The following is a 20,783-nucleotide window of genomic DNA, read 5'->3' as shown; positions in this document are numbered from 1 at the left end:
AGATGTCACTAGTCGAGGCAATCCCTACATGAATCAGAAATGCACTTAGAAAAAGCACACCCGCATCAGTGTACTTTTTACGATTTAGACTTAAACAATTGCAGCTCTTGCTCCATGATATCTGCTGCTTCGGTTATAAATTGAATAATTAAATCTAATTCTTCTGGTTTGTATTCATTTGTGAGTTCCTTCGTTGATGTTGATAAGGATCGAAAGAGTTCTTTTACCTGTGATTTCCCTGCTGTTAGGGGAACAATGATGACTCTTCGTTTGTCTTTTGGGTCCTTTTCTCTTTTGGCGTAGCCCGCTTTTTCAAGCCGGTCAATCAGCGCTGTGACCGCACCGGAGCTAAGACCTGTTTTTTCACTTAATTCTCCTGCTGTGAGAGGACCAAGTTCGTTTAACAAATCGGCTGATTTCAGGTCTGTTGGGAAAAGGCCAAGCGATTGTGCGGCCGCTTGGTGGAATAAAACCGTTCGTGTGGCGAGGCGTCTCATTGTATGGATGATCAGGTTTGCTTTGTCTTCTGCGTCGTTCTTTATTGACAACTTGTTCTCCTCCCTTTAAAATAAATTATCTTGATCATCAAGATAAATGTTTTCTTCCTTTATATTTAAGTTGATCATAGCAAAAATAAGAAGAGAACGTAAGCAGGGGGTAAATGAAATGAATCATGTGGATAATGGTAAGGCATCCACTCGCTTTGTTGTCATCGGTTTGCTGTTAGGAATTTTCATGGCAGCGATGGATAATACCATTGTTGCAACAGCGATGGGAAGCATCGTAGCAGATTTGGGCAGTTTTGATAAATTTGCTTGGGTGACGGCTTCTTATATGGTGGCGGTAATGGCTGGAATGCCGATTTACGGAAAGCTTTCTGATATGTATGGTCGAAAGCGTTTTTTTCTGTTTGGACTTATTTTCTTTTTAATTGGATCTGCGCTGTGCGGTATCGCACAAACGATGGATCAACTCATTATTTACCGAGCCATTCAAGGGCTTGGAGGCGGTGCCCTTCTTCCAATCGCGTTTACAATCATCTTTGATATCTTCCCGCCTGAAAAGCGCGGAAAAATGTCCGGTATGTTTGGTGCAGTGTTTGGTTTATCGAGTGTACTAGGACCACTTTTAGGAGCTATTATCACAGATTCGATCGGTTGGCACTGGGTTTTCTATATTAACGTACCAATCGGTATTGTTAGTGTGTTCTTGATTGCTAGATACTACCAGGAATCGCTGGAACATCGGAAGCAGAAAATTGACTGGTCAGGTGCTATCACACTTGTCGTGGCGGTTGTGAGCTTGATGTTTGCTCTTGAGCTTGGCGGTAAATCTTATGCGTGGGATTCAGTGCAAATCCTCACACTTTTTGCTGTATTTCTTGTGTTCGGTACTATCTTCTTTATTGTTGAGCGTAAAGCGGAGGAACCGATTATTTCATTTTGGATGTTTAAAAATCGTTTATTTGCGACATCTCAAATTTTGGCGTTCTTATATGGCGGAACATTTATTATTCTTGCCGTCTTCATTCCTATTTTCGTTCAGGCGGTGTACGGAGAATCTGCGACAAGTGCAGGATTCATTTTAACGCCGATGATGATTGGGTCTGTCATTGGCAGTATGATTGGTGGAACGATGCAGACGAAAGTGCCTTTCAGACGTCTTATGGCGATCTCTGTTATCTCATTTTTCGCGGGAATGCTGCTGCTTGCCAATATGTCACCTGATACAGCTAGACTTTGGCTCACCATCTTTATGATGATATCAGGCTTTGGTGTCGGCTTCAGCTTCTCCCTTCTGCCGTCAGCTTCAATGAATGATCTTGCCCCTCGTTACCGAGGCAGTGCCAACTCGACCAATTCATTTATGAGATCACTTGGGATGACACTTGGTGTCACGATTTTTGGGACGATTCAAACCAATGTCCTATCGAATCGCTTAGCAGATGCCTTTAGCGGAATGAAAGGAGCCTCTTCTCAAATAGGCGATCCACAAGCCATTTTCCAAGAAGGTGCCCGTTCACAAATTCCGTCTGATATTTTAAATAAAGTCATCGATGCGATGTCACAAAGTATTACGTACGTATTTTTGATTGCGTTATTCCCTATTGCCCTTGCAGCGATTACGGTCCTGTTTATGGGAAATGCACGGGTACGCACTTCAAATGAAATGAAAGAAAACGAATAATGTGAAAAAGCAGAGCTTAAGCGGCTCTGCTCAGGTTTTTGACAAAGGGCTAAAATGATCTTTATTTTAGCCCTTTGTCTTCTTTTCAGCGTGATAGAAAACCTTTGAAGTCTAGGAAGGACGAGCATCGGAGCGGAGCGAATTTGACATTCGTGAGCACCGAAGCGCAGACCTGACAACGAATGCGAGGGTTTGTCTACACGCTGAGCAGAGCTTAAGCGGCTCTGCTTTTTTGTTTCACTGATAGAGAGGATGGGCTTTACCCTCACTGCCTACGATACGTATTTTCGATGTGACCATATCTTTTGCTGCTTGTTTTGCTTTTTGTAAATACATCCGTGGATCTAAGCTTTCGGGTTCGTTTGAGAAATGGTCACGGATGGCTTCAGAGTACGCATTTTTCAATTCAGTTGAGACATTGACCTTTGCCATACCAAGAGCCACACATCGTCTGACGTCTTCATCCGGAACAGCGGAACCGCCGTGCAGAACAAGGGGAACATCGACGAGCGATGCAATTTGTTCAATACGGTCAAAGTCAATATCCGGTACCCCTTTATAAATGCCGTGTGCCGTACCAATTGCAGGCGCTAAAGTTGGTACACCAGTTTCTGCTACAAATTGACGGCATTCTGATGGAACGGCTTTTTCAGCATCCTTTTCATCGACAACGATATCATCTTCGACACCGCCTACCTTACCTAATTCTGCTTCAACATTCACCCCTACCTTTAATGCGAGGTCTACCACTTCTTTTGTGCGGCGAACATTTTCTTCATATGAGTGCATCGATGCATCGATCATGACAGATGTATATCCCGCTCGAATACAGGTGAGAATCACATCAAAGTCCGTACAGTGATCGAGGTGCAAACCGATTGGGATTTGATATTGATCAGCCGCAGCCTTGACTGTATCTGCAATCGCTTTTGCTCCAAGAGATTGAACGGTTCCAACCGTTGTTTGCAATATGACAGGCGATTTTAATTCTGCGGCCGTTTCGAGCACCCAATAAATACTGTCAAAGGAATGTACGTTGAATGCAACGATTCCGTATTTTTCTTTTTTCGCAGTCTCAAGCATTGGTGTTGTTGATAGTAAAGGCATGATCAAACATCCTCTCTCGTTAAAATATCTGTTTCTAAAACAGTCAGCATGTCTTCATTTGTTCTTGTTTCTAGCAGCTTTTGGCGTTTTGCTTCATCCATTAATCCTCGAGAAAGGGCAGAAAGAGCCTTTAGATGAGTGGTCCCTGCTTCACTTTTGGGGATCAGTAAGGATAAGAAGAAAAAGCAAGGCTTCCCATCAAAAGCGTCCCATTCAATACCTGTTTCTGTGCGTACGATCACAAGTGCTGGTTTTGTGATGGCGTCTGTTTGTGTATGCGGAATCGCAAATCCATCTTGAAATCCAGTTGTGCTTAGTGCTTCTCTTTCAGCTAAGCCTTTTTTAACATCCTCTGGTGATGTACAAATACCTGCTTTGTAAGCAATGTCAGCAATGGCTGCGAAAACGCCAGCCTGTGACGACGCGGTTTCATGAAGATTCATATAAATATGTTCCATCATTTCTCTTCCTCCCTATTAAACTGCGGGTTTGTCTATTTTTTTACGATAAAGTCCGTATAGAATGGCACCTACAAGTGATCCGATCAGTATGGATAGGACCCACTGGAATGCACCTGTGACGACTGGAAGGACAAGGAACCCGCCATGCGGAGCTGGAACCTGTACGCCAAAGAGATACGTCAATATAGCAGAGATGGCAGAACCAAACATGATAATTGGCAGGACAACGACTGGGTTTTTGGCTGCAAATGGGATGGCCCCTTCTGTTATATGTGTCGCTCCTAGAATATAGTTGATCGCCCCTGCATTTCGTTCTTGCGGTGTGAAATGTTTTCGGAAAATCGTTGTGGCAATCGCAATGATAAGCGGCGGTGTGATACATGCTGCTGACACACCTGCCATGAAGTAAAGGTTACCTTCTGCAAGTAAAGCCGTTCCTGTAACATAGGCTGCTTTGTTAAAAGGTCCTCCCATATCAAATCCACACATCGCTCCAACAATTAAACCTAAGAGCAGTGGATTCGTGGATTGAACTGCTGAAAGAAAATCCATTAATGAATTATTTAAGCCTGTGATTGGAACTAATAGAGGTGTCATCACAGCCCCAATTAAGAAAATACCAATGACAGGATAGATGAAGATTGATTTTAATCCATCAAGTGATGCAGGTAATTTTTGAAGCAGGAATTGAAGAAGTACGATAATATACCCTGCTGCAAAACCTGCGATAATACCACCTAAAAATCCAGCGCCTCCATCGTTTGCAAGCAAGCCGCCGATAAATCCGACAACCATCCCTGGGCGTTTGGCGATTGAATCAGCGATAAATGCTGCTAAAATAGGCACCATTAAGCTAAAGCCGAGTCCGCCAATATTTTTCAAGTAGGCAGCAAACGGATGATACGTTTCATGCTGAGGATCAGCTGAGTAAATACCGAATAGAAAAGATAAAGCAATTAAGACCCCGCCCCCAACAACAAATGGAAGCATGTGTGATACACCGTTCATTAAATGTTTGTAGATGGTGTGTATCCACTTATTCGACGACTTTTGTTGAGATGGTGAAGGCGCAGATGTTTTTTCTGTTCCAGAAGCTCTTCCTTTCACTTGATGAACGGGCGCTTCTCCATTGATAATGCCTTGGATCAATTCATTTGGCGTGCGGATTCCCTTCGCTACAGGCACTTCAATCAGTGGTTTGCCGTGAAAACGATCTGTATTCACATCTTTGTCAGCTGCGACAATGACCCCGTCTGCCTCCAGAATGTCTTGATCAGTTAAAGCGTTTTCAATTCCTACTTGACCGTGCGTTTCGACTTTGATGTCTACCCCTAGTTGCTCAGCAGCTATTTTTAATGCCTCAGCTGCCATAAACGTGTGTGCAATGCCTGTTGGACAGCCAGTTGCAGCGACTATTTTTTTGCGGCTCATGTCTATTCCCCCTTATATCTTGTCAATGTGTACTTGATCAATTAATGAATGAATGTCATGTAAATCACTTAAGCCTTTAGAAAATGCAGTAGATGCGCCTGTTGCAATGCCGTAACGTAAGCATTCTTCCAGTGAATGACCTTCAAGCTGTTTACTAAGAAAGGCTGCGAGCATTGCATCTCCAGAGCAAGCTGTGTTTACCACAGTGCCTGTTGGCGCGTTTCCTTTTAAGACAGCGTCTTTCGTAATGAACAAAGCCCCTTCTCCCCCGCGGGAAATCAGCACTTGCTCTGCACCCATCTCAATGAGTTTTTCTCCTGATTGAATGAGTTCTTTTTCTGACATAGGATGTGTTTTGCCGAAAAAAGCAGCGATTTCTTCTTCATTCGGTTTTAATAAATAAGGCTTGTATTGAAGTGTCTCAAGAACTGCCGCGGAGCTTGTGTCTAAAATAAACTTCACGTTGTTCTGATGACAAATAGCTGCTACTTCTGAAAAAATGCTGGCTGGTACGCCCTTTGGCAGGCTGCCTGACATAATCAGGATGTCCCCCTGCGGGATGGCCGCTATTTTTTCACGAAAGGCGTGAAGTGCTTTTTCTTCAATCGCCGGTCCTTGGTTCACGAGCTTGTATTCTTCTGTTGTATTAATAAAAACATTAATGCGTGTAATTCCTTCAACTGAGATAAAATCAGTTTGAATAGAAAGGTCCTTTAAGGATTGTTCAATATAAGAGCCTGAAAACCCAGCAATAAATCCTAATGCAGTGCTTGTGAATCCATATTTCTTTAGCATAATGGAGACATTGACTCCCTTGCCATTTGGCTGATAATCTTCATCTTCTGTGCGGTTGACTGCATTTGCCTTCATTTCTTTTAATGCAATATATAGGTCAATCGCAGGATTTAAGGTGCAGGTATATATCAATTGGTTTCACCTTCTTTCTTTTCTCTAAAGAAAGTATCTCATACGCTGGAGTGAAAATGTTTTCAGATTGTGTAAAGGTTTTCATCATAAAAAGCCTTCCAGATCAAAGTCTCGAAGGCTTTTTTATCGGTTATTTCATTCGAATCACGTAGGCATCTAGTAAAATGCGGGCGATGACATGAAGAGACAGGCGCGATCTGACCTCATAATCTGGAAAGAAAGACTGTTCGCCTTTATATCCGACTAGAGTCATATCTGATATTTTACTTAATGTAGAATCTATTCTTGTTGTGACGGTAATGGTCGTGACTTGCTTCATGCTAAGATTTTGACACGCTTCAACGAGCTCTGCTGTTTCACCATTTAATGAAACAAAGATCGCAAGTTCGTTTTTATCGATGTCTCTTGATTTCAGCCGAATGATATTCGGGTCGTCGTGCACTTCGCATGTTTTTCCGATGAGCTGTAATTTAATGGTCATTTCTTTGGCAATCATTTCTGAGAAGCCTCTACCGAAAATATAAATTTTCTCGGCATTATGTATTTTTTGAACGGCATCTTCAATTTGCCCAATACTTTGCAGCTGGATCGTCTTTAAAACCTCTTCTTCATTTTTCCGAATCGCTAGTTTGATGTCTTCATCAATATTTTTGAGCTGGTCGCTTGCATCCGTCATTTTCTTTTCTTGTTTCAATCGATATTTAAAGGATGTATAGCCATTGTAGCCAATTTTTTTCATCAGTCTGACAATTGTGGCTGTCGACACATTCGCCCTTTCACTCAATGTGACGATGGATAAGGTGGAGATATCCTCTAAATGCTGGTGAATATAATGGAGTAAATAACGTTCTGTTTCACTTAATGTTTGATATACTTCGCTTGGAATGTTAAATAGTGGTTCATTCAATTCGATTCCCCCTTACTCATTTCATACTATAATTAATTACCCAATAAAAACAAGCTGATTCTTTTGTCATATATTTTATTAGATAGCCAAAATGAGTGAAATTTGAATTTTGACATACACTAAGGAAAAGTTGTGTCTGTGTGAAAGGAGCTGATCATGATGCTTCATCTTTTGTTTTATCTCATCCTTCTTTATGTTGTCTATGTATTTTTGACCGCATTTGTTTTGTTTTACTTACCGGTTCGAAAAACATGCAAAGAACATTGCATTTATAAAGCCTCTTCTATCTCAGGAGACGATCAGGGGACAAATCAAGTGATGCTTCTTGACGACGGGTTTGAATCTGGTCAGGTGAGGGTCCAAATGATTCGTGAGGCAAAGAAGATCATCCGCCTCAGTTACTACTCTATTCAAAAGGGAAAAACAGCCGAGTGGACATTAGGTGCTTTAATTGAAGCAGCTGATCGAGGTGTGAAAGTGCAATTGTTGTTAGATGGCATCTGTCACAGTTTGCGCGGGCCGCTGAAGCATTTACGCTATGCGGTAGCAAATCACCCTAATATGGCGATTCGTTTTTATGAGCCCTTTCGTTTGTTCAAACCATGGACGTGGCATAATCGGCTACACGATAAGCTAATACTAGCAGATGGCCGAGTGGCTGTGATGGGCGGAAGAAATATTGGTGATAAATACTTTGCAGATCAGCCGCCGAAAGACTTTGCTTTTGACCGAGATGTGCTGCTCTATAACGCAAAAAAAGGAAAAGTGTTAGATGAAATGGAGCAATATTTCGTTTATTTATGGAATCATGATTTTACGAAAAGAACAAAAGATGTGTTTTCCAAGGCAAAAGCAAAAAAAGGGTTAAAGCTAAGAAAACAGCTGCTCAGATCATACCAAGAAGCCGTGCGCACGAAAGAACCTTTTGTGATGTCGTCTTTTAATTGGGCAGCAGATACCACTTCTGTGAAACAGATTGCCTTTTTTACAAATCCTGTGGAACGGTTTAATAAGCGGCCACTTGTGCTGAAAAAACTGAACGATCTTGCGCACCGGGCAAAGCGTTCTGTGCTCATACAGACGCCTTATGTCATTCCAACACGCCCGATGAAATCCGGACTCACTCCCTTACCTAATGAGATCCAGACGACAGTGGTGACGAATTCTCTTACGGCGACGCCAAATCCATTAGCCTTTGCTGGATATTTAAGTACAAAAAAGGAATTGATGAAAACAGGCGTTCATTTGTATGAATACGAAGGTCCATATTCCATTCATGCGAAATCAATGGTGATTGATGATTATTTGAGTATTATTGGGACATATAACTTAGATGCGAGGTCTAGTTTTTTAAACACTGAGTCAATTTTGGTCATTGACAGTGCCCCGTTTGCGTTATCACTTACACAAGCAATTGAACGAAAAATTGCCTATAGTTATCTCGTTGCTAAAGATCGAACTGTCTACCAGACGAACGCTTATGGACAGAAAAAAAAGCCTTTGATGAAAAGGCTCCTGTTAAATGGATTATCCGCGATAACGGTTTTATGGCGGCGATTGATATAAAGTAGGGCAGCTACTCTTGTGGCAGCCCTTTTTCTTGCGATTGATCTGTTTCTGCAGACTCCAATTTGGTTAATTTAAACACCAAGATGCCAGCAACAATCACCATAACACCTAAAAGTTTTGTTAAAGAAAATTCTACTTTTTCTAATCCAAGCCAGCCAAGTGAATCAAACAAAAGCGCGCAGCCCAGCTGTGACGTGAGGACAATCGAGATGCCATAAGTCGGTCCAAGACGTTTAATACTCTGAACAAGACAAATGACCACACCTACCCCAATGGCCCCACTGATCCAGTACCACGCTTCCATATGTCTTAATCGAAACATGCCAGTTCCCTCTAGTAAGAGCCCCATCAGGAGTGAAGCAATAAAGCCCATTCCAAGAACGAGGGTTGTAGTTGACCAAGAGCCTGTTTTTTCATTGACCTTACTATTAAAAATGGTTTGTAAGCTGACGAGTGCGCCAGCCGTAATGGCTAATACTATTCCTATGATCATATAAAAATCCCTTCATTTCCTTTATTCATAAATGTTGTGCTCTGCTATTTCTAGGAGCCCTTTACGATCAGAAATCGTAATATTTCCTCTCCGCCTTTCTATCAATCCTTTTTCACAGAATTGCTGAATGACTCGGTTAATATGACGGTAGCTTGTACCGATTAAACTTGCCGCATCAGTGAGACGAAGGGCGCTTGCGCTTTCATCACTTGTGACAACAGATAATAAGTAGCTTGCAAGCCTGACCTCTACAGGATATAACAGGTGGAAACTTAAATCGTTTGATTTTGTATAAAATTTGTTTGTGATCCCTTTTAGCAGAAAATTTAACACGCGCGGGTCATCCTTCGCATGGCGCATGAGCGCTTGATGAGAAACCCTTAACATATGTACTTCTGTGACCGCTTCGACTGTATTGACCATGTCAGTCTGCTGAACGTATTCAATATCTCCAATCGCTTCAAGGGGATGTTTGAAGCTAAGAATAAAGGTTTTTCCTTCTTTTGTTGTTGTGAAAATCTTTAATTTTCCTTTCACTAACAAGTACAGGTACTCCCTCTTATCTCCTTTTGAACAAACGAGCTCCCCTTGCTCATAGCGACACAAACTTACGTGTGACATAAGCTTTTGATGAAAGACACTTTCTAATTGATGTGCCTTCATATAATAGGCAAAAAGAGATTCATCATGAAGCTCCTCCATCTGATGCCCTCCTTTATAGTTTTAAAATGATCACCCCTGTGACCATCAATAAAATTCCAGCATAATGAGGCCATTTCATTTTCTTCTTCTGTACACCAAACCACCCTTTTGCATCGATTGCAAAGGTAAAAGCAAGCTGTGCAATCAGTAACGCTGCGATAGTGAGTGTCACGCCGATAATTTGAATCGCAGTGACTTCATTAAAAATAATAATCGCAGCAAATGCGCCGCCTATTAAATAAAGTGGCTGCACCTTCCGATATTCCCTGAAGTGTCCGTCTCGTACGATGAGTAAAATGACGAGCGAGATGATAAAGCCGGTTAGCTGCGTGATGGTGGCTGCCTGCCATGTGCCGATATCCTGGCTAATTCTTGCGTTGGCTACGCCTTGTAGTGTAATACAAGCGCCTCCTAATAAAGCGAAAATAACACCTTTCATTCGTTCAAAAGCTCCTTCTTTTTTCAGTCTATTACCATTAAATGATACATGCCCGCCGGTTGAAAAGGACATATGTCCCACTTTGCGTATTATATCAAAAACTTTTTCTTTTGCAGTTTGTTCGTTTTAGATTTTTCACAGTGGGTACAGTTTTATATCAGCTGAAAACAGAATATTGAATGAATCACATACAAAAAGGAGACATGTCAGAATGAGAAATCAAGAGAAACATTTTATTAACGGAGAATGGGTTGCATCAACTGGAAACGAAACGACAGAGGTCATCAATCCTGCAACAGAAGAGGTTATTGGCACGATTAGTTTAGGAACAAAAGAGGATTTAGATAAGGCAGTCAAAGCAGCTCGTTCCGCCTTCCCTTCTTTCTCAAAAACATCTCGAAATGAACGAGTAAAAATGCTGGAAAACATTGTGCGCGGCTATGAAAAACGCAAAGATGAACTTGTAGAAGTGATGACACAAGAGCTCGGTGCACCGCTAAAAGTATCAGAAGAAGTTCATTATAAAATGGGCTATGAACATTTTTCTAAAGCGGCGGAAGCACTTAAATCTTATACATTTACCGAAGATCGCGGCGGACATACCATTATAAAAGAAGCGATTGGCGTCAGTGGGTTGATTACACCGTGGAACTTCCCGACGAACCAGACATCCCTTAAAATCGCAGGAGCCATTGCGGCAGGCTCAACAGTTGTCTTAAAGCCAGCGGAAATTACACCATTTGCTGCAATGATTCTTGCAGAAATTATTGATGAAGCTGGTGTACCGAAAGGGGTTTTCAACTTAGTAAACGGAACGGGAGACGTGATTGGAGACGGCATTAGCTCACATCCTGATATTGACTTTGTTTCATTTACTGGGTCAGGTGCTGTTGGCTCTAAAATTATGGAAAACGCAGCGGACAATGTGAAGAAAGTCGCTCTTGAGCTTGGCGGGAAATCCCCTCTTATCGTCTTAGATGATGCAGACGTGGATGTGGCAGCTGAAACTGCCATTCAGCATATTGCGATGAATACTGGTCAAGTGTGTTCTGCAGCTACACGTGTGCTGATTCCAGAATCAATGAAAGATCAGTTTGAAAAAGCGCTACTGAACGCCCTACCGAAGTTTACAGTTGGTGATCCGAGAGAAGATCATGCTACAGGTCCGCTTGTATCTAAAAAACAATGGGATACCGTGCAATCTTATATTGAAAAAGGAATCGAAGAAGGTGCTACCCTTCTTGCTGGGGGAACTGGAAAGCTAGACGGAATCGATAAAGGATATTTCGCCAAGCATACCATTTTCACCAATGTGAAAAATGACATGACCATTGCACAAGAAGAAATCTTTGGCCCAGTCATGAGTGTCATCACGTATCAGAATCTTGATCATGCTCTTGAGATCGCCAATGATACAGTGTATGGTCTTGCAGGGTATGTTGTGGGAAAAGATGAAAAAACATTAAAATATGTCGCTGAACATATTCGCGCTGGCCAAATCACCATTAACAATGCCGAAACAGATTACTTTGCCCCATTTGGCGGCTTTAAGCAATCAGGTATCGGAAGAGAATGGGGAGACTTCGGTATCGAGGAATATTTAGAAGTAAAAGCTGTGATGGGACTTCCAACGGCGTAATTTGAGAAAGGAGAAAAACCTTAGGGTTGTTCTCCTTTCTTTATTTAACAATAAGAACCCAGTTCGAATTTTAAGAACATCTCATACTCTCCTATTTATTCTTATCCATAATGATTAGATCATGATAATACTTATTAATAAGAAGAGTATTATTTGATGAATAATCGAGGATTTAATTTTCAACCAATTCCCAAAGTTACTTCAACTTCTTTAATATGATCTAATTCATAGAACATAAAAAATTCAGCTTCTTTTCGATTTGGAGATTTCATCAAAATCTCTAAACGATCAGAATAATAACCAAAAGAGATTACTTTCCAATCCATAGCTCTGATCTTTTGCAATTGTTTATAATCCTCTTGGAATTTTTCCTCTCGCTTTAATTTCATAACATATATTTCATCAATTAAATTGAAAAGTTTATTTTTTTTGGAAACATCAAATCTTCTAATGAGAAGAACAATAAAAACCACTATTAAAATACTTGAAGCAAAATATAAATAAGTTTCAAATATATTGACTGAAAGTTTATCAAAATCATTTTGTAGCTTATGTGAGCTATCTAGTAATTTCGAATCGTTAGAATTGTATTTTCTTGAAATAAAATTTAACCCAAAGTTAAAATATGAATTAAAGAAAGAATTCAAAAATAAAAATATTGGCACAATTGTTATTGTAATAATCGAAGCTTTTGTAGAAAAGTTGGCAGCTCTTTCATATTTATCTTTCGCATAAATTCGAAAATCTGCAACTTGACTCAGATTTAATTTTTCTAATTCTTTTCTATGGATAGACACCTTCTTTGCTAATTTAAATTTAACTTTTGGATCTTCCAAATCTCTAATAATACTCATATTACCTCCTTGACTAAACAAATTCATTTCACCATGCAAAGCTATTAATAATCTTAATCATGACAATCAACATTATATATTTTACTTAATGGCAAACTTTCGGTAAAGTTCAAATTGAACCTATATATATAATTCCTATCGAATTAATCTATGTTTATATTCCTTGTGAGGTGGATATCGTTGCAACTTCATGTATTGAACAGTCCTTTTAGTCAGCAGCAGGCAGACTTGCTCAATCAGCTGCTTCCGACTTTAACAGATCAACAAAAAATTTGGCTTACCGGTTATTTATCAGCACAAGCAGCTCTAGCCGGATCAGAAACAGCTACTCAATCCCCTTCTCCTTCTGCCGCAGCACCTGCGCAGCCTGTCAGTAAAGATGTGACCGTCCTTTATGGCTCACAAACAGGTAATTCTGAAGGATTAGCGAAAAGGACAGCACAGCATCTTGAGGAGAAAGGTTTTCAAGTGACGCTCTCTTCTATGTCAGATTTTAAACCGAATAATCTGAAAAAAATACACAATTTACTGATGATCGTCAGCACACATGGTGAGGGAGATCCGCCTGACAATGCTCTGTCTTTCCATGAATATGTCCATGGTAGACGTGCGCCAAAGCTCGATCATTTAAGCTTTTCTGTTGTATCGCTTGGCGACAGCTCCTACGAATTCTTCTGTCAGACTGGAAAAGAATTTGATGAGCGCTTCAAAGAACTTGGCGGAACGCGCCTGACAGATCGAGTGGATTGTGACCTTGATTATGATGAGCCGTTTTCTGAATGGCTTCAAGGGGTTACAGCTTCACTTAGCGAAGGTGAAGCCGCAGCATTCACGCAAGAATCAGCGGCAGCAAACAGCGAAACAACAGTTTCTGAATACTCAAGAACGAATCCTTTTTATGCGGAAGTGCTTGAAAATATCAACCTAAATGGCCGCGGCTCTAACAAAGAAACCCGCCATTTGGAGCTTTCACTTGAAGGATCAGGACTTGTTTATGAACCGGGTGACAGTCTTGGAATTTATCCAACAAATGATCCTACGCTTGTTGATGAACTGATCACGACATGCGGATGGAAGGCAGACGAAGCCGTAACTGTTCATAAAAACGGTGAGACTCTTCCTTTAAAAGAAGCACTCACCTCACATTTTGAGATTACAGTGTTAACAAAACCCCTTCTTCACAAGTTGGCGGACTTGACGAAAAATGAAGCCCTCCATGCCCTTTTAAAAGAAGGAAATGAAGAAAAGTTAAAAGCGTATATAGCAGGAAGAGATTTAGTCGATGCTACGCGCGACTTTGGTCCTTTTGAAGGATCAGCTGCAGACTTCACTGCGATTTTAAGAAAAATTCCTGCCCGCCTTTATTCGATTGCAAGCAGTCTGAAAGCGAATGAAGAAGAAGTTCACTTGACGATCGGTGCTGTGAGATATGATGCGCACGGAAGAGAACGTCAAGGGGTCTGTTCCATTTTATGTGCAGAGCGCTTGGAACCAGGTGATACACTGCCTGTTTATATTCAGCACAATCAAAACTTTAAGCTTCCTGAAAACCCTGATGCTCCGATCATTATGGTGGGACCAGGCACAGGCATTGCCCCTTTCCGTTCGTTTATGCAGGAACGAGAAGAAATCGGTGCAAGCGGAAAGTCGTGGTTATTCTTCGGTGATCAGCACTTTGTGACGGACTTCTTATATCAAACCGAATGGCAAAAGTGGTTAAAAGATGGCGTCTTAACGAAAATGGATGTGGCTTTTTCAAGAGATTCAGAGGAAAAAGTATATGTTCAGCATCAAATGAAGAAGCAAAGTAAAGAATTATTCGAATGGCTAGAGCAAGGTGCCTCTGTATATGTTTGCGGAGATGAAAAGCATATGGCGCATGATGTTCATCATACTCTTCTATCGATTATTCAAGAAGAAGGTGCGATGAGCAAAGAGAAAGCAGAAAGCTATCTAGCTAACTTGCAGCAGCAAAAACGCTATCAGCGCGACGTATATTAATGGACTTGATGCTTGAAAGAAAGGAGCTTTTACTTACATGGTGAAGACAGCATTAACAGCGCCGGAAGGACCTCCGAGCGACGTAGAAGAAATCAAAGAAAAAAGTGATTATTTACGGGGTACGTTAAAAGAAGTAATGCTTGATCCGATTTCAGCGGGAATTCCTGATGATGACAACCGCCTAATGAAGCATCACGGCAGCTATTTACAGGATGATCGGGACCTCAGAAATGAACGGCAGAAACAAAAACTTGAACCAGCCTATCAATTTATGCTACGCGTACGCCTGCCTGGTGGAATCGCCACATCTAAGCAGTGGCTTGTGATGGATGAGCTTGCTCACAAATATGGAAACGGAACGTTAAAGCTGACTACTCGTGAAACCTTTCAGCTTCATGGTATTTTAAAATGGAATATGAAAAAAACCATTCAAGACATTCATTCTACTATGCTTGATACAATTGCTGCTTGCGGCGACGTGAACCGGAATGTCATGTGTACATCAAACCCCTATCAATCAGAAGTGCACCATGATGTATACGAGCTGGCGAAAAAATTAAGTGATGACTTGCTCCCGCAAACAAGAGCGTATCATGAAATTTGGCTTGATGAGGAGAAGGTTGCGGCAACGCCTGATACGGAAGTTGAACCGATGTATGGCCCGCTTTATTTACCAAGGAAATTCAAAATTGGTGTGGCGGTCCCTCCTGCTAACGATATTGATGTCTTTTCGCAAGATTTAGGCTTCATTGCCATCATCGAAAATGAACAATTGATCGGCTTTAATGTCGCCATTGGCGGCGGCATGGGTATGACTCATGGTGATACAGCGACCTATCCTCAGCTTGCAAAAGTGATTGGCTTTTGTACACCAGAACAGGTCGTAGAGATTGCAAAACAAGTGATTACCATTCAGCGTGACTACGGAAATCGTTCCGTGCGAAAAAATGCCCGCTTTAAATATACGGTGGACCGCCTTGGTCTTGAGAATGTAAAAGAAGAGCTGGAGCGCCGCCTCGGGTTTGCCCTTTTAGAAGCAAGAGATTATCACTTTGATCATAACGGTGACCGTTATGGCTGGGTAAAAGGCATCAATGGCAGATGGCATTATACGATGTTTGTAGAAGGCGGACGCATCATAGATTATGATGATTATCCTCTAATGACAGGCATTCGTGAAATCGCAAAGATTCATTCAGGTGACTTCCGCTTAACAGCAAATCAAAATTTGATCATTGGAAATGTCACTTCTCATAAAAAGAAACAAATTGAGCAGCTTATACAGGAGTTCGGTTTATCAGATGGTCAGCAGCACTCTGCACTCCGCCGTAGTTCAATGGCCTGTGTTGCTCTTCCGACATGCGGCTTAGCGATGGCAGAAGCAGAACGCTACCTCCCGCGCTTGATTGACAAAATTGAAGAGATTGTCGAAGAAAACGGCTTAAGTGATAAAGAAATCACGATTCGTATGACTGGTTGTCCTAATGGATGTGCCCGTCATGCGCTAGGTGAAATTGGCTTTATCGGGAAATCACCTGGCAAATACAACATGTATCTTGGCGCTGCGTTTGATGGTAGCAGATTAAGTAAGCTGTACCGTGAAAATGTTGGTGAGGAAGAGATTTTAAATGAGCTTGGCTCTCTTCTCCCACGCTATGCAAAAGAGCGAGAAGAAAAAGAACATTTCGGTGATTTTGTTGTTCGAGCAGGGATTGTCAAAGAAACAACAGATGGCACGAACTTTCATGTGCAATAGGAAAAGACAGGACTCTCTCCTGTCTTTTTCTATTGATTCTGTTTCCGGTTCAAATACTCACAAATACTTTCGTATACATGAGGATTGTCTAAAGAAGAAAGATCTGGTGAAGGTTGCTGTTCATAAGCTCCTTTTAATAAGCGCCGGACGATTTTTCCGTTTCTTGTTTTCGGTAAAGCTGAAATCAGATGAATGTCCTTTGGCGTGAGCGCTTTTCCCGCATATGAACCAACATGAGTTTTGAGTTCTTGAATCAATTTTGATTCGTCACAAGACTGCGGGCCGGTCACGATGAAGCACACGAGTGCCTCCCCTTTCACCTCATCCTTGACCCCAATCACTGCTGCCTCGTGTACTGCTGGATGCCCGACAAGAATGGATTCTATTTCTGCTGGACCGACACGTTTTCCTGCTGTATTAATGACATCATCTGATCTGCCAGTGATATGAAACGTGCCATCATCTGATTGCACCACCCAATCACCATGCGTCCACACCCCATCAAATCGTTTGAAATACGTATCTTCATAACGTTCAGGATCTTTCCAAAACCCGCATGTCATGCCGACCCAAGGCTTTTTCACAACGAGTTCTCCTACTTCATTTATGACGCTCTCAGCTTCTTCATTATATACATCAGCTGCCATTCCTAAGATTGCCGCATTAAAGAGGACTGGCTTAATTGGGCGAAGCAGCGTACTTCCTACAATTCCACCAGAGACTTCTGTTCCTCCTGAATAGTTTAGAATTGGAATATGCTTGTGACCAATTTTGTCAAAAAGCCATTGCCATGGTGCTTCATTCCACGGCTCACCTGTAGATATGATGGCTTTGACATGGGGTAGTTTTATACTTGCAAGATCTTGCTGCATCGCGGATCGAACAAACGTAGGTGAAAGCCCAAAGTGGGTGACCTTTTGCTCGTGAATAAATGACCAGAGGTGCTGTTCATCTGGATAATCGGGTGCGCCGTCATATAAAACAATCGCAGCTCCATTGATCAAGCCGCCAAAGACGAGAAATGGCCCCATCATCCAGCCCATGTCTGTGAGCCAAAACAAGCGGTCTCCTTTTGCAACGTCCATACAAAGACCAGCATCAAAAGCTGCTTTTACAGGAAAGCCTGCGTGTGTATGGACAGCTCCTTTTGGCGTGCCCGTTGTTCCAGAAGTGTATAAGATCATGAGAGGCTCTTCATTTGAGAGATAGGTCGTTTCACATATCGGGTCTTCTGTTAATAAATCATTAAGCCTGATATCCCCTTCATATTCAGTTTCAGAGAAGGTGTGTACGATGACGGTTTTGACGGTTGAGGTTTTGTCTATGGCTTCTGCCGCACATTCTCGCATATTGATCTTCTTTCCGCGGCGCGTCATGCCTGAGCCTGTGACGACAATAGCTGCACCTGACGCACGAATACGCACCGCAAGAGGCTCGCTTCCATAACCGGAGAAGACAGGACTAAAGATAACACCAATTTTTGCAAAGGCTAGCATGACAGCAACCGTTTCAGGAAGCATCGGCATATAAATGACGGCCACATCTCCTTTTTGAAGCCCATTCTTCAAAAAGCCAGCAGCAAGGCGATTTACTTTTTCCTGAAGATCGAGAAACGTCCATCTCCTCTCTTCTCCCATCTCGTTTTTCCAAATCACGGCTGGCTGATGCTGCGCTTCTTCGTTCTCTGCCCACTTGTCCACGGCCGTTTCGGTTATGTTGAGTTGCCCGCCTTTATACCACTTCGGCCACATGAATGAATCTTGACCTAATGCAGCTTCATATGGAACTTTCCACTTGATACCGACCGCCTTTTCAGCTTCTCTCCAAAACCAATCCGTACGCTCGATACTAGCTTTGTAGAATGCATCATAAGTAGAAAAATCAAGTGAGTGCATCCATTTGTAAAGACGTGTCTGTTTGATCATCTGCTCTTCCGGTTTCCATACTGGTTTCAGGTTCATCATGAGGATGTCCCCCTTTAGACCGGATAGACCGGATGTTTTCGTCTTGTAAATGTCATCTCTTTTGAGGAATAGGCATGGAATCGGTGACAAAGCTCATTTCGCAGATGGTCAAACGGGATGACGCCGTCGACAATCATTTCAGAGGCAAGCTCATATATATTCATATCTTCTTGATATTCCTTGCGCTTCTCTTGGATAAATGCAGCTCTCTCTTCAGCAGGCAATTCGGCAATCTTATTTGCATAGACAGCATTTACAGCCGCTTCGGGTCCCATGACAGCAATTTGTGCCGATGGAAGAGCGAGACAGCAGTCTGGTTCAAACGCTGGTCCTGCCATTGCATATAAACCTGCACCGTAAGCTTTTCGCACAATGACCGATATTTTTGGAACGGTCGCCTCTGACATAGCGGAGATCATTTTCGCTCCATGTCTAATAATACCAGCTTGTTCCACTTTTGTTCCGATCATAAATCCCGGTATATCCGCAAGGAAAAGGAGCGGGATATGAAAGGCGTCACAAAGCTGAATAAACTTAGCGGCTTTATCAGCTGAGTCATGGAACAGCACCCCGCCTTTTACCCTCGGCTGGTTGGCAATCAGACCGACAGGCTGCCCGTTCATTCGGCCAAATCCTGTGATCAGCTCTGCGGCAAACAGTTTTTTGATTTCAAAAAAAGACCCTTCATCAATGAGTAAATCAATGAGCTGATACATATCGAAAGGGGTATTTTGCCCTTTAGGAATAAGTCCTTGGATGGTCATCTCAGATGCTTTAGGTGCTTTTGCTGCTGCCGGTTTTGGTTTTTCTGTATAGTTGGCAGGCATGTAAGTTAAATAGTCGCGAGCGATTTGAATGGCTTCTTCTTCTGTTTTGGCTAAAATATCACCACATCCTGATATGCTGCAATGCATGTTTGCGCCGCCCATTTCTTCAAGCGTTACTTTTTCTCCAATCACCATTTCAGCCATTCTCGGAGAGCCTAAATACATCGAGGCATTCCCTTCGACCATCACAACGATGTCACAAAAAGCAGGAATGTAAGCACCTCCTGCCGCAGAAGGGCCAAATAGTAAACAAACTTGCGGGATACGTCCAGAAAGCTTTACCTGGTTATAAAAAATACGTCCCGCTCCCCTTCTGCCTGGAAACATTGCAATTTGATCGGTGATTCTTGCACCCGCAGAGTCAACTAAATACAGCATCGGGCAGTTGAGTTTTTCCGCTGTTTCTTGGATTCTGATGATTTTTTCAACGGTTTTGACGCCCCACGATCCAGCTTTGACAGTAGAATCATTTGCCATTACGCATACGGTTTGCCCGTTCATCCGTCCCGTCCCTGTGACAACACCATCTGCTGGTAAATGCTCATCTTTACACTCGGCAAACATTGCATCCTCCATGAACGAATCCTGATCTAATAGCAACTGGAGCCGGTCGCGGACGAACAATTTTCCTTTTTCTTTGTTTTTTTGATGGTATCGCTCGGCCCCTCCTTTGACAATTCGCTGTTTTTTCAATTCAAATTCTTCGATCATGCCCATTCCCCTTTCTTGCTAGTTGCCCCTGTAATGAGGCGCTCGTTTTTCTTGAAAAGCTTGAAGGCCTTCCCTTCGATCTTCTGTATCAATGAGCCGTAAATAGGCTTCGTATTCCTTCATCAAACCTGTACGTAGATCGTGATCAAGGCTCATTTGAATCGCTCGTTTCGCTTCTTTTAAAGCAATTGGACCGTTTTTTGAAATTTGTTTTGCGAGAGAAATGGCGTCATTCATTAGGGAATCTGCTAATGAGAGGTGCTCAACCAGTCCTATTTGAATGGCTTCTTCAGCCTGTAATGAAGCACCTGTGAAAATGATCTCTTTTGCTTTACCGAGTCCGACGAGGCGCGGGAGACGCTGCGTTCCTCCTGCTCCTGGTATGATAGCTAGTCCAGTTTCTGGAAGGGCGAGTCTTGCTCCGGCTCGTGCAATGCGAATATCACAAGCCAGTGCGAGTTCAAGTCCTCCGCCGAGTGCGTGTCCATTTATGACGGCAATGACAGGTACAGGAAGGGATTCAATCTCCGTAAAGGTTTGCTGAATTGACAGAACTGCCTCTTTTGCTTCTTCCTCTGTCATTAATCGTCGCTCTTTTAAATCAGCACCTGCGCAAAAGACGTTAGAACCAGCTCCTGTCAAGAGCAGGCAGCGGATGCTTTCATCGTGTTTGATTTCTTGAATGAGCTGATTGATCTCCTCAAGCATCGCAGCAGAAAGGGCATTTGCTTGTTCTGGTCTGTTTAAGGTTATGATCCCAATCTGTTCATCTTGTATCGTAAAATTGACCAATGATGTCATGTCACAT

The 20,783-nt window shown here is 42.3% G+C and carries 18 protein-coding genes; 5 read left to right on the top strand and 13 right to left on the bottom strand.

Annotated features, from left to right (window positions below; translation table 11 throughout):
* Positions 1-77 precede the first annotated feature (77 nt).
* On the bottom strand, positions 78-497 hold the full coding sequence (locus tag GPS65_RS12945) for a MarR family winged helix-turn-helix transcriptional regulator (protein ID WP_236832256.1): 420 nt from the start codon (positions 495-497) through the stop codon (positions 78-80).
* Positions 498-666: 169 nt separating this feature from the next.
* On the opposite strand from GPS65_RS12945, the gene GPS65_RS12940 reads away from it, so the two are divergent.
* Positions 667-2,187, top strand: coding sequence for an MDR family MFS transporter (locus GPS65_RS12940; protein WP_041815586.1), 1,521 nt, complete (start codon positions 667-669; stop codon positions 2,185-2,187).
* Positions 2,188-2,424: 237 nt separating this feature from the next.
* On the opposite strand, the gene GPS65_RS12935 is transcribed toward GPS65_RS12940, so the two are convergent.
* The 5 genes from GPS65_RS12935 to GPS65_RS12915 all read right to left on the bottom strand — a co-directional run bounded on the left by GPS65_RS12935 (position 2,425) and on the right by GPS65_RS12915 (position 7,020).
* The gene (locus GPS65_RS12935; RefSeq protein ID WP_012010166.1) at positions 2,425-3,294 is read right to left on the bottom strand and encodes a class II fructose-bisphosphate aldolase; all 870 of its coding nucleotides are present in this window, start codon (positions 3,292-3,294) and stop codon (positions 2,425-2,427) included.
* A 2-nt stretch (positions 3,295-3,296) separates the two neighbouring features.
* Positions 3,297-3,755 (bottom strand): PTS sugar transporter subunit IIA, encoded by a 459-nt coding sequence (locus tag GPS65_RS12930; RefSeq protein WP_012010167.1) that lies wholly within the window; start codon positions 3,753-3,755, stop codon positions 3,297-3,299.
* Between the two features lie 15 nt (positions 3,756-3,770).
* Complete coding sequence (locus GPS65_RS12925) at positions 3,771-5,186, bottom strand: PTS fructose transporter subunit IIC (RefSeq protein WP_012010168.1); 1,416 nt, start codon at positions 5,184-5,186, stop codon at positions 3,771-3,773.
* Between the two features lie 12 nt (positions 5,187-5,198).
* Positions 5,199-6,113, bottom strand: coding sequence for a 1-phosphofructokinase (gene pfkB, locus GPS65_RS12920; protein ID WP_012010169.1), 915 nt, complete (start codon positions 6,111-6,113; stop codon positions 5,199-5,201).
* A 130-nt stretch (positions 6,114-6,243) separates the two neighbouring features.
* Positions 6,244-7,020, bottom strand: a complete 777-nt coding sequence (locus tag GPS65_RS12915; protein WP_012010170.1) for a MurR/RpiR family transcriptional regulator — start codon at positions 7,018-7,020, stop codon at positions 6,244-6,246.
* A gap of 159 nt (positions 7,021-7,179) precedes the next feature.
* Between GPS65_RS12915 and GPS65_RS12910 the strand changes: the two genes are divergently transcribed.
* Entirely contained in the window at positions 7,180-8,586 is a 1,407-nt protein-coding gene (locus GPS65_RS12910) for a phospholipase D-like domain-containing protein (RefSeq protein ID WP_041815589.1), read from the top strand.
* Positions 8,587-8,596: 10 nt separating this feature from the next.
* Here GPS65_RS12910 and GPS65_RS12905 read toward each other — a convergent pair whose 3' ends face one another.
* Genes GPS65_RS12905 through GPS65_RS12895 form a run of 3 tightly spaced genes read right to left on the bottom strand, consistent with a single transcriptional unit; the run spans position 8,597 to position 10,223 of the window.
* Positions 8,597-9,082, bottom strand: coding sequence for a DMT family transporter (locus GPS65_RS12905; protein WP_012010172.1), 486 nt, complete (start codon positions 9,080-9,082; stop codon positions 8,597-8,599).
* 21 nt (positions 9,083-9,103) lie between these two features.
* Positions 9,104-9,784, bottom strand: coding sequence for a Crp/Fnr family transcriptional regulator (locus GPS65_RS12900; protein ID WP_012010173.1), 681 nt, complete (start codon positions 9,782-9,784; stop codon positions 9,104-9,106).
* Positions 9,785-9,797: 13 nt separating this feature from the next.
* Positions 9,798-10,223 (bottom strand): DMT family transporter, encoded by a 426-nt coding sequence (locus GPS65_RS12895; protein WP_012010174.1) that lies wholly within the window; start codon positions 10,221-10,223, stop codon positions 9,798-9,800.
* A 211-nt stretch (positions 10,224-10,434) separates the two neighbouring features.
* Here GPS65_RS12895 and GPS65_RS12890 point away from each other — a divergent pair, with 211 nt between their 5' ends.
* Positions 10,435-11,862 (top strand): aldehyde dehydrogenase family protein, encoded by a 1,428-nt coding sequence (locus GPS65_RS12890; RefSeq protein WP_119124965.1) that lies wholly within the window; start codon positions 10,435-10,437, stop codon positions 11,860-11,862.
* Between the two features lie 179 nt (positions 11,863-12,041).
* Here GPS65_RS12890 and GPS65_RS12885 read toward each other — a convergent pair whose 3' ends face one another.
* On the bottom strand, positions 12,042-12,716 hold the full coding sequence (locus tag GPS65_RS12885) for a hypothetical protein (RefSeq protein ID WP_161985435.1): 675 nt from the start codon (positions 12,714-12,716) through the stop codon (positions 12,042-12,044).
* Between the two features lie 180 nt (positions 12,717-12,896).
* Between GPS65_RS12885 and GPS65_RS12880 the strand changes: the two genes are divergently transcribed.
* Together GPS65_RS12880 and cysI are read left to right on the top strand one after the other, a co-directional pair.
* Entirely contained in the window at positions 12,897-14,717 is a 1,821-nt protein-coding gene (locus tag GPS65_RS12880; RefSeq protein ID WP_119124967.1) for an assimilatory sulfite reductase (NADPH) flavoprotein subunit, read from the top strand.
* 37 nt (positions 14,718-14,754) lie between these two features.
* Positions 14,755-16,473, top strand: coding sequence for an assimilatory sulfite reductase (NADPH) hemoprotein subunit (gene cysI / locus GPS65_RS12875; protein ID WP_119124968.1), 1,719 nt, complete (start codon positions 14,755-14,757; stop codon positions 16,471-16,473).
* A 29-nt stretch (positions 16,474-16,502) separates the two neighbouring features.
* On the opposite strand, the gene GPS65_RS12870 is transcribed toward cysI, so the two are convergent.
* The 3 genes from GPS65_RS12870 to GPS65_RS12860 are packed head-to-tail and all read right to left on the bottom strand — an operon-like array spanning position 16,503 to position 20,776.
* Positions 16,503-18,437 carry an AMP-binding protein gene (locus tag GPS65_RS12870; protein WP_041815594.1) on the bottom strand — a complete coding sequence of 645 codons (1,935 nt, stop codon included), beginning with the start codon at positions 18,435-18,437 and terminating at the stop codon, positions 16,503-16,505.
* 14 nt (positions 18,438-18,451) lie between these two features.
* Positions 18,452-19,975 (bottom strand): acyl-CoA carboxylase subunit beta, encoded by a 1,524-nt coding sequence (locus GPS65_RS12865; protein WP_119124969.1) that lies wholly within the window; start codon positions 19,973-19,975, stop codon positions 18,452-18,454.
* An 18-nt stretch (positions 19,976-19,993) separates the two neighbouring features.
* The gene (locus tag GPS65_RS12860; RefSeq protein WP_012010180.1) at positions 19,994-20,776 is read right to left on the bottom strand and encodes an enoyl-CoA hydratase; all 783 of its coding nucleotides are present in this window, start codon (positions 20,774-20,776) and stop codon (positions 19,994-19,996) included.
* Between the last annotated feature and the right edge of the window lie 7 nt (positions 20,777-20,783).

Source organism: Bacillus pumilus (assembly GCF_009937765.1).
Lineage (GTDB): Bacteria > Bacillota > Bacilli > Bacillales > Bacillaceae > Bacillus > Bacillus pumilus_O.
This window is presented reverse-complemented; position numbering and strand designations above follow the sequence as displayed.

What these genes read in the sequence shown, in the direction of transcription:
- GPS65_RS12930 (WP_012010167.1), bottom strand. Translation starts at nt 3,755, where the DNA reads ATGATGGAACATATTTATATGAATCTTCATGAAACCGCGTCGTCACAG.
- GPS65_RS12925 (WP_012010168.1), bottom strand. Translation starts at nt 5,186, where the DNA reads ATGAGCCGCAAAAAAATAGTCGCTGCAACTGGCTGTCCAACAGGCATT.
- GPS65_RS12885 (WP_161985435.1), bottom strand. Translation starts at nt 12,716, where the DNA reads ATGAGTATTATTAGAGATTTGGAAGATCCAAAAGTTAAATTTAAATTA.
- GPS65_RS12870 (WP_041815594.1), bottom strand. Translation starts at nt 18,437, where the DNA reads ATGATGAACCTGAAACCAGTATGGAAACCGGAAGAGCAGATGATCAAA.
- GPS65_RS12940 (WP_041815586.1), top strand. Translation starts at nt 667, where the DNA reads ATGAATCATGTGGATAATGGTAAGGCATCCACTCGCTTTGTTGTCATC.
- GPS65_RS12900 (WP_012010173.1), bottom strand. Translation starts at nt 9,784, where the DNA reads ATGGAGGAGCTTCATGATGAATCTCTTTTTGCCTATTATATGAAGGCA.
- GPS65_RS12905 (WP_012010172.1), bottom strand. Translation starts at nt 9,082, where the DNA reads ATGATCATAGGAATAGTATTAGCCATTACGGCTGGCGCACTCGTCAGC.
- GPS65_RS12890 (WP_119124965.1), top strand. Translation starts at nt 10,435, where the DNA reads ATGAGAAATCAAGAGAAACATTTTATTAACGGAGAATGGGTTGCATCA.
- cysI (WP_119124968.1), top strand. Translation starts at nt 14,755, where the DNA reads ATGGTGAAGACAGCATTAACAGCGCCGGAAGGACCTCCGAGCGACGTA.
- GPS65_RS12910 (WP_041815589.1), top strand. Translation starts at nt 7,180, where the DNA reads ATGCTTCATCTTTTGTTTTATCTCATCCTTCTTTATGTTGTCTATGTA.
- GPS65_RS12860 (WP_012010180.1), bottom strand. Translation starts at nt 20,776, where the DNA reads ATGACATCATTGGTCAATTTTACGATACAAGATGAACAGATTGGGATC.
- GPS65_RS12945 (WP_236832256.1), bottom strand. Translation starts at nt 497, where the DNA reads ATGAGACGCCTCGCCACACGAACGGTTTTATTCCACCAAGCGGCCGCA.
- GPS65_RS12895 (WP_012010174.1), bottom strand. Translation starts at nt 10,223, where the DNA reads ATGAAAGGTGTTATTTTCGCTTTATTAGGAGGCGCTTGTATTACACTA.
- GPS65_RS12865 (WP_119124969.1), bottom strand. Translation starts at nt 19,975, where the DNA reads ATGATCGAAGAATTTGAATTGAAAAAACAGCGAATTGTCAAAGGAGGG.
- GPS65_RS12935 (WP_012010166.1), bottom strand. Translation starts at nt 3,294, where the DNA reads ATGCCTTTACTATCAACAACACCAATGCTTGAGACTGCGAAAAAAGAA.